Source organism: Parasediminibacterium schistidii (assembly GCF_046546515.1).
Classification (GTDB): domain Bacteria; phylum Bacteroidota; class Bacteroidia; order Chitinophagales; family Chitinophagaceae; genus Parasediminibacterium.
In genome coordinates, this window is sequence record NZ_JBKHKJ010000061.1 from 1 (window position 1) to 9,057 (window position 9,057).

The 9,057-nt window shown below is 43.1% G+C and carries 6 protein-coding genes; all 6 read right to left on the reverse strand.

The window, feature by feature from the left end; all coding sequences use genetic code 11:
- Positions 1 to 65: 65 nt before the first annotated feature.
- The 6 genes from murC to ACHFIY_RS18820 all read right to left on the reverse strand — a co-directional run bounded on the left by murC (position 66) and on the right by ACHFIY_RS18820 (position 8,813).
- Complete coding sequence (gene murC / locus ACHFIY_RS18795) at positions 66 to 1,481, reverse strand: UDP-N-acetylmuramate--L-alanine ligase (RefSeq protein WP_410847671.1); 1,416 nt, start codon at positions 1,479 to 1,481, stop codon at positions 66 to 68.
- 123 nt (positions 1,482 to 1,604) lie between these two features.
- The gene (murG, locus tag ACHFIY_RS18800; RefSeq protein WP_410847672.1) at positions 1,605 to 2,690 is read right to left on the reverse strand and encodes an undecaprenyldiphospho-muramoylpentapeptide beta-N-acetylglucosaminyltransferase; all 1,086 of its coding nucleotides are present in this window, start codon (positions 2,688 to 2,690) and stop codon (positions 1,605 to 1,607) included.
- A 24-nt stretch (positions 2,691 to 2,714) separates the two neighbouring features.
- A complete protein-coding gene (locus ACHFIY_RS18805) occupies positions 2,715 to 4,070 on the reverse strand; it encodes an FtsW/RodA/SpoVE family cell cycle protein (protein ID WP_410847673.1) in 1,356 nt (451 codons plus the stop codon).
- A gap of 264 nt (positions 4,071 to 4,334) precedes the next feature.
- Positions 4,335 to 5,783 carry a UDP-N-acetylmuramoyl-L-alanine--D-glutamate ligase gene (murD, locus tag ACHFIY_RS18810; protein ID WP_410847674.1) on the reverse strand — a complete coding sequence of 483 codons (1,449 nt, stop codon included), beginning with the start codon at positions 5,781 to 5,783 and terminating at the stop codon, positions 4,335 to 4,337.
- A gap of 99 nt (positions 5,784 to 5,882) precedes the next feature.
- Positions 5,883 to 7,196: a phospho-N-acetylmuramoyl-pentapeptide-transferase gene (gene mraY / locus ACHFIY_RS18815; RefSeq protein WP_410847675.1), complete on the reverse strand. Its 1,314-nt coding sequence runs from the start codon at positions 7,194 to 7,196 to the stop codon at positions 5,883 to 5,885.
- A gap of 153 nt (positions 7,197 to 7,349) precedes the next feature.
- Entirely contained in the window at positions 7,350 to 8,813 is a 1,464-nt protein-coding gene (locus ACHFIY_RS18820) for a UDP-N-acetylmuramoyl-L-alanyl-D-glutamate--2,6-diaminopimelate ligase (RefSeq protein ID WP_410847676.1), read from the reverse strand.
- Between the last annotated feature and the right edge of the window lie 244 nt (positions 8,814 to 9,057).

Sequence of the window (9,057 nt, forward strand, 5' to 3'; positions counted from 1 at the left end):
CCTAATTCCTAATTCCTAATTCCTAATTCCTAATTCCTAATTCCTAATTCCTAATTCCTAATTTTCTAATTTTCTAAAGTTTCCTTCACCGGAACTACCAATGTATCTATATTTCCTGCGCCAGCCATTACCAATAAGCTGGGGCGTTTATCTGCTACCCAATCTACTAGGGCATCCATGCCTAGCACTTGCTTGTTTTCAAGGGTCATTTTCTCCAAAATCATTTCGCTTGTCACGCCCGGTATAAGCAGTTCCCTTGCGGGGTAAATGGGCAATAATATTACTTCGTCTGCCATGCTTAAGCTGGTGGCGAAAGCATCTGCCAAATCATTCGTCCTGCTGTACAAATGCGGCTGGAACACGAGCGTCAACTTTTCGTTGCCAAACAAACTCCTTACCCCGCTTATCAATGCCCTTAACTCCTCTGGGTGGTGGGCATAATCATCTATCAACACATGCTGCTCATTTTTCACCACATATTCAAAACGCCTTTTTACCCCTTTAAAATTGGCAATAGCTGCTTTTATTTTTTCGTCCTCAATCCCCAACTGTTTTGCCACGCTGATGGCAGCCACTGCATTTTCTATATTGTGAAGCCCACCCATGTGCAGCACCACATCGGTTATTGTTGCCCCTTTTACCACTACATCAAAACGGTAGGCACCATTTTCTACTTTTATATCTGTTGCATAAGCAACCGCATGGGCATCGCCAAAACTGTATGTGAAATGGTTTGGCACTGAAAAATCTGCATCCCTTTTCAACCCATGCTTGCTGATTAAACAGCCACCTTCCTTTATTTTGCCAGAAAACTGGAGAAAAGCATCTTCCACAGCTTCTGCCGTGCCGTATATATCCAAATGGTCGGCATCCATAGCCGTAATAACCGCTATGTCTGGCCTCAATTTCAAAAAGCTCCTGTCATACTCGTCTGCCTCTACCACTACTACGTTCCTATCGCTGCTCCAAAAGTTGGTGTCGTAGTTGGCGGCTATGCCCCCTAAAAAGGCATTGCACCCATAGCCGCTGTGACGAAGGATATGGGCCGTGATGGTGGTAGTGGTGGTTTTGCCATGCGTGCCTGCAATGCAGATATTGAAAGAATTTTCAGTGATCCATTGCAGTATATCGCTACGCTTTACCACTTTATAATTATGTTCCCTGTAATAGACCAGCTCGGCATGTTCGGCAGGCACGGCAGGGGTATATACCACCACTTGTGCATCCTTGGGTATAAGGCTTATATTTTCTTCGTAATGTATGCTGATGCCGCTAGCCGCTAATGCCTGCGTGAGTGGGGTAGGCGTTTTATCGTAACCGCTAACCTTATAATTTTTTGAATGGAAATACCTGGCCAAAGCGCTCATGCCGATACCGCCAATGCCGATGAAATACACAGCAGCACCAGCCGCGAGCTCGAAGTCCCCGGCCCCTAGAGGGGGGCTTATGAAACCGTTATTATTTATAGTTACTTCATTCATTTTAATAATTTTCTCTTTCAATAACTAAATCGCCTCCCCTTGCTGCGATAGTTAAGGACATTTCCCCTTCGCTCCGATAGCCCCCCTTTAGGGACTGGGGGTTTCTTAGTCGCCCTTTAGGGGTTAAGGGCTATTTATCTCCCTCGCCACCACTTCATCCGCATCCCGCAGGCACAATGCGTTGATGTTTTTACTCATCTCCTCAGACCTTTCAGGATCCGATATTAACAGGGACAATTCGCTCATTAAATATTTTTCTACTTCGCTATCCTTTAATAAAACCGCTGCTTTATTTGCTACCAAAGACATCGCATTTGCCGTTTGATGATCTTCTGCCGCAAAAGGATAAGGCACTAATATGGCGGGCTTGCCTACCACGCACAATTCAGCAACTGCCATTGCTCCTGCCCTGCTTACGATATAGGTAGCGGCAGCATAAGCCATTTCCATCTGCTTGATAAAAGTACCAACCCAAATATGTTCGTTGCCCACTGCCAAGGCCTGGTATTTATCGGCATCTATTTTGCCGGTTTGCCAAATTAATTGCAACCCTTTTTGTTCAAACTGCGGCAAATGGTGGGCTACTGCTTCGTTGATGCTGCTTGCCCCAAGGCTGCCACCCACTACCAATACGGTTTCTAACCCCTCCTTCAACCCAAAAAAATCCAATCCATCTTTTTTGGTAACCGTGGAATGGGCAATTGCTGACCGGATAGGGTTGCCCGTCAACATGATTTTATGCCCCGGGAAAAACTTCTGCATCCCTTCCCACGCCACAAATATTTTAGTGGCTTTCCTGCCTAGCAGCACATTGCTTTTCCCTGCAAAAGAGTTGCTCTCGTGTATATACGTTGGTATGCCCCTGCCTTGTGCGTACCGCAAAACTGGGAAGGTGGAATAACCGCCCACGCCCAGCACTGCATCTGGCTTAAAGCTGTTCATGATACGCCTCACTTGCACAAAGCTGATGGCTATTTTTGAGGGTAGCCATATATTTTTTATCAAAGAACTCCTGTTGTAACCCGCAATGGTGATGCCTTTTATTTCATAGCCGGCCTCTGGCACTTTTTCCATTTCCATTTTGCCTGTGGCACCAATAAACAGGATTTGTACATCCGGGTTTATCTTTTTTACCGCATTTGCAATGGCAATGGCAGGAAAAATATGCCCCCCTGTGCCACCCCCTGCTATGATTAAACGCCTCATCATTAATTAGGAATTATAAATTAGGAATTATAAAGCCGCTGTTTGGGCTTTATATACATTATTCCCAGTTATCCCTGCTCCTTCGGCAACAGGCTGACTTGACACTTCTGCCTTGCCTAAAATGCTTTCTGGCTCTATCTTGCCTTCCATCACTTCCACGTTCCTTGCCACGCTGAGTATAATGCCAATCGAGGCGCAGGTAAATAGGAACGAACTGCCCCCCATGCTTACTAAGGGGAGCGTAACACCCGTTACTGGAACAATATTTACCGCAACGGCCATGTTTGCCAATGCCTGAATAATTAAGGTGAAACTTAGTCCGAGGGCAAGGAAAGCCCCAAATGCGTAAGGGCAACGCCTGAACAACCGTATGCCCCGGAAAAGAAATGCTAAGTATATAAACATGATAAATGCCCCACCCAGCAAGCCATACTCCTCTATAATAATGGCATAAATAAAATCGGAATAACAATGCGGCAGGAAATTCCGTTGCCTGCTATTACCCGGACCCAGCCCTACCAATATGCCACCATTGGCAATAGCTATTTTTGATTGCTGAACCTGGTAAGGCACATCTTCATTTTTTGCATACACAAAATCCTGTACCCTTTTTACCCAAGTACCCACCCTGCCCAGGCCTGCATAGCGTTCTTCCTTTGCAGCGGGCGCATGTGCTATGTCTGCATCGTCTTTTTTATTGTTGTGGGTTAATATTGCCACGGATATTAATAGTCCCACGGGGATGGCGGCCACGCCAATTGCCAATAAAATATGCTTGATGCTCACCCTGCCAATAAACATGAGCAACAACGAGGTTGCCCCTGTTAACAAAGCAGTTGATAAGTTTGCCGGGGCAATCAAGCCACAGATAATGACTACTGGTACTATTACTGGCAAAAAGCCTTTTTTAAAATCTTTGATAATTTCCTGCTTCCTGCTCAATACACGGGATATATACATGAACAAAGCCAAACGAGCATAATCGCTTGTTTGCACTGTCATGTTGATGATGGGCAGCTTTATCCACCTACTGCCATCATTTATTTTTGCACCAAAGAAAAATGTATAAATCAATAAAGGGATAGCCGTAAGGAACAATACCCATGCCACACGGCTGTAAATGGTATAGTTTACCCGGTGCAAAAAATAAATCAATACCAAGCCCACCAGCATAAAAGCTAATTGCTTAAACAGATAAACCTCGTTGTTGCCTTTGTACATTTTATACGCTAACGACCCCGTGGCACTATATACCACCAGCACAGAAATAAGTGCCAGTATTACCACGATGCCCCAAATGAATTTATCGCCACGGGTACGGAAAGCCAACTGTGTCCGCATCCCCTCCATTGAGGGCATCTGTGAAAATAAAGTATCGTTCATTCGATTATTGTTTTAAGTTTTGTGTTTTAAGTTCTAAATTGAGTACAATTTAAAAATTTAAAACACCATTTTTGACCTCACCCCTCAACCCCCTCTCCAAAGGCGAGGGGGAGCCAGACCCTGACTAAATGCAAAGGCTTGCTTTTTTAGTTTATTTACATACACTCATATATTATTCTCATAAGTTTTGTGTTTTAAGTTTTATATATAAAATGCCATACAAACAAAAGAGCCAATTAACATAAAACATAAAACCCAAAACAATCAAAGCTCCCTCACCGCATCCTTGAAGTACTGCCCTCTTTGCGCATAATTCTTGAATATGTCGAAACTGGCACATGCTGGGCTAAGCAACACCACATCGCCTTTTACAGCTTGCTTAAAGCACATCCTTACGCAGGTATCCATGTCGTTGCTTTCACGGATAGCGGGTACTATATCTTTAAAATGCTTTACAATCTTTGCATTGTCCACACCAAGGCACACAATGGCTTTTACTTTTTGCTTTACCAGTTCGTCTAGTATGCTGTAGTCGTTGCCTTTGTCCTGCCCGCCAAGTATCAACACCACAGGGCGTTCCATGCTTTCTAGGGCATACCATGTGCTGTTTACATTGGTGGCTTTACTGTCGTTCAGGAAATCGACCCCACGTACAGAAGCTACATATTCCATGCGGTGTTCCAGCCCACGGAAGTCACCAACAGACTCGCGGATCATTTGTTTCCTGATGCCAAGCGTGCTCGCTGCTATACCTGCTGCCATAGTGTTGTAGATGTTGTGTTTCCCTTTAATGGCAAAATCGTAAATACTCATGCTGATGCGCTCTTGCTGCAACCTTAGCATAACATCGTCGCCTTTTAGGTAACCGCCTTTTTTAAATTCGTGCTTCATTGAGAATGGGAGGGTGTTTGTATGTATGGTGAGTGTATGTAATTTTTCTTTAATCACTTCGTCATCATCACAGTAAATAAAATAATCTTCTTCCTTTTGGTTTTCAATTATCCTAAACTTGCTATTGATATAATTTTCAAACTTGTTGTCGTACCTATTCAAATGGTCTTCTGTGATATTGAGCAAAATGGCAATATCTGGCCTGAACGTATCAATATCATCTAACTGGAAAGAACTAATTTCTGCTATGTACAATTGCTTAGGGTCTTCTGCTATTTGCTTTGCAAACGAATAGCCTATATTGCCTACCAATGCACAATCCAACCCAGCTTTTTGGCAAATATGAAACAGCAAACTTGTGGTAGTACTTTTACCATTGCTGCCCGTGATTGCCACAATTTTAGCATCGCCTTTAAACCAATATGCCAGCTCTATTTCGCTAATTATTTTTATGCCCTTCGCCCTTACCTTTTTTATCAATTCATTGTTTTCGGGAATCCCAGGGCTTTTTACAATAATATTTGCTTCCAGCACTTTTTCTTCTGTATGCCCTTTTTCTTCAAAATCTATCTTGTTTGCAACAAGTTCTTGCTTGTAGGCTTCTTTCAGCTCGCCAGCATCGCTTAAAAAAACTGTGTATCCATTCTTTTTGGCAAGCAATGCTGCACCAACCCCGCTTTCTGCACCGCCGAGGACAACTAAGTAGCCTGCACCCCCGCCCCGGCCCCCATCCTCTAAAGGGGGGCTATCTAAGCGAGTGTTAGGTGTAGCACCTTCACTTCCTTTTTTAATTTGATTATTATTAAAAATCTTTTCTTCCATTTATATCTATTAATAGAAATGTATATTTATTCCCCTACTCCATAATCCCTTCGCTTCTATGCTCCCCTTTAGGGGACGGGAGTATGGCTGTGTCATGCTTTACCTAATCTTCAACGTTATAATTGAAAACACTACACAAATCAACGTTACAATCCAAAACCTAACTGCTATCTTGCTTTCATGGAAGCCCTTTTTCTGGTAATGGTGGTGCAATGGGCTCATTAAAAACACCCGCCGCCCTTCGCCATATTTTTTCTTGGTATATTTGAAATAGCTAACCTGTATGATCACGCTTAAATTCTCTACCAAGAATACCATGCAGAAAATGGGTATCATCAATTCTTTCCTTACGATGATGGCCAGCGAGGCAATGATGCCACCTAGTGCCAAGCTGCCCGTGTCGCCCATGAACACCTGTGCCGGGAAAGCATTGTACCATAAGAACCCGATACATGCACCCACAAACGCACCTATAAATATGCTTAGCTCCCCCATGTTGGGTATGTACATAATATTTAAATACTCTGCAAACCTGAAATTTCCGCTCACATATACAAATATGCCCAAGCAAGCCCCAATCAATGCGCTTACGCCAGCCGCTAGCCCATCCAGCCCATCCGTTAGGTTTGCGCCATTGGATACAGCGGTTATTATAAACGTTACAGCCAGTATATACACTACCCAAGTATATTGGTCTGCCCAAGGCCCCATCCAGCTTATCAATTTGCTGTAATTGAACTCATGGTTTTTTACAAATGGGATAGTGGTAATGGGCGTGCTAACCCGTGCAAAATGGTGCGCTTTGCCATCGAATATGTGGATGGTATCGCCCAATAACCTTTCCCCTTTCTGCAAAACAGAATCTGCCACCGTGTTCTTTGGGGTGTATATCTCCCGTTGTACTTCTACATTCTTGTTAAAATACAAGGTAGAACCAATGATGATACCCAAACCTATCTGCCCTATTATTTTAAAGTTACCTGCCAGCCCATCACTGTCTTTCTTTTTGTATGCTTCGCCTTTGGCAAGTGCTTTCTTTTTTGCAGTTATTTTTAAATAATCATCAATAAAACCAATAATGCCGAGCCATACCGTGGTTAAAATCATCAAACGTATATAGGCTTTGTGCAGGTTTGCAAACAACAAAGTGGGTATCAATATGCCGAGGATAATGATAATGCCCCCCATTGTGGGTGTACCTTTTTTCAAATGCTCCCCAGCAAGCCCCAGTTCACGCACGCTTTCACCAATTTGCTTTTTCTGCAGGAAAATGATCACCCGTTTGCCATAAACAGTAGTAATCAACAAGGATAAAATAACCGCCAGTGCCGCCCGGAAAGTGATGTATTGAAACACCCCTGCCCCTGTCATGTGGAATTGTTGTTTTAACCAAGTGAATAAATAATAAAGCATGCTTTAAATATGAATTATGAGTTATGAATTATAAGTTATACCCATTACTTGCGTATATTTTTTATCCATTCCTTCTTCCTCCCCGGGTTTCACCTGGGGCTACTGTTGTTCAACCCTTTCAGGGTTTTCTACTGACCACTGAAGACTGACCACTCACTTTCCTAATATTTCAAACGTTTCCCTTAGCACTTCCTTGTCATCAAATGGGTATTTCACCCCTTTTATATCCTGATATTTCTCATGCCCTTTGCCGGCTACCAGTATAATGTCTTCCTCGTTGGCTAGGCTCACTGCTGTTTTAATCGCTTCCTTCCTATCTGATATGGAAATATATTTCCGCTTTGCTGCGCTATCCAGCCCTGCTTCCATGTCTTTTAATATATCCGCAATTTCCTCGCTGCGGGGGTTGTCGCTGGTGAGTATTACCCTATCGCTAAGGGTACAAGCCATTTGCGCCATGATGGGCCTTTTGGTTTTGTCCCTGTCGCCGCCACAACCAACTACTGTTATAATTTGCTCGTGCCCTTTGCGCAATTTCTTGATGGTACTCAATACATTTTCCAGTGCATCTGGTGTATGTGCATAATCTACAATACCCACAATGAACTTGCTACTTATCAAATAGTCAAATCGCCCCTCTGCACCAGTAAGCATACTCAATGCCGTAAGCACTTCCAGCTTTTCTTCACCCAGGCAAATAGCTGCACCATATACTGCCAATAAGTTATAGGCATTAAACTCGCCAATCAGTTGAAAGTGCACTTCTGTTTCATTCACCAGCATTTGCAGCCCAGTCAGGGCATTGTCCAGTATCTTGCCTTTGAAATCAGCTATTGTTTTTAGGCTGTAGGTATATTTCCTTGCATGAGTGTTTTGCAGCATCACCATACCACGTTTGTCGTCTGCATTGGTGATGGCAAATGCAGTGGAGGGCAGATCGTCAAAGAACTTCTTTTTTACCTTGATGTATTCGTCAAAGGTTTTATGGTAGTCTAAATGATCATGGGTAATATTGCTAAACAAAGCACCCGTAAAATGCAGCCCTGCAATACGTTTTTGGTGGATGGCGTGGCTGCTGCACTCCATGAATACATGGCTGCAACCTTCATTTACCATTCGTTGCAACAAGGCATTTAGGCTTACTGCATCTGGCGTTGTGTGCGTTGCGGGAATTATCGTTGTGCCAATTTGGTTTTGCACAGTGCTAATTAACCCACAGGTATAGCCCATTTGGGTAAACAACTTGAAAAGAACGGTAGCAATGGTTGTTTTGCCATTAGTACCCGTAACACCTACCAGTTTTACTTTTTCGGAAGGTTGCCCATAAAAATGATGCGCCATGATGGCTACCGCTTCGCTGGCATCTTTTACTTCTATATAAGTAACGCCAGACTGCTTAGTAAAAGGCATGGTTTCGCACACCACCGCTACGGCACCTGCCGCCACGGCTTGCTCTATAAACAAATGCCCATCGCTTTGAACGCCAGTGATAGCTACAAACACACAATCTTTAGTTGCCTTGCGGCTATCGATGGCAATAGAACCTACCATCAAGCTGGTACTACCCAGCACCTGCTGCAAACGCACTTTGTATAATATGTTTTGTAGTACCTGCAATGCCTTCTTTTATTTTAAATTTTGTGTTTTAAATTTTGTGTTTTAAATTTTAAATTAAACCCCACTTTATCTCCGATGGGCTTTATCCATCGCTAATGTATGCCGCTCTTTCAGGGATATATTTTACACATTATATATACTCTGTTTAAAATATAACTTATCTTACTCCATTGCCATTTCACTTACTACTTACTACTTACTACTTACTACTTACTACTTACTACTTACTACTTACTACTTACTA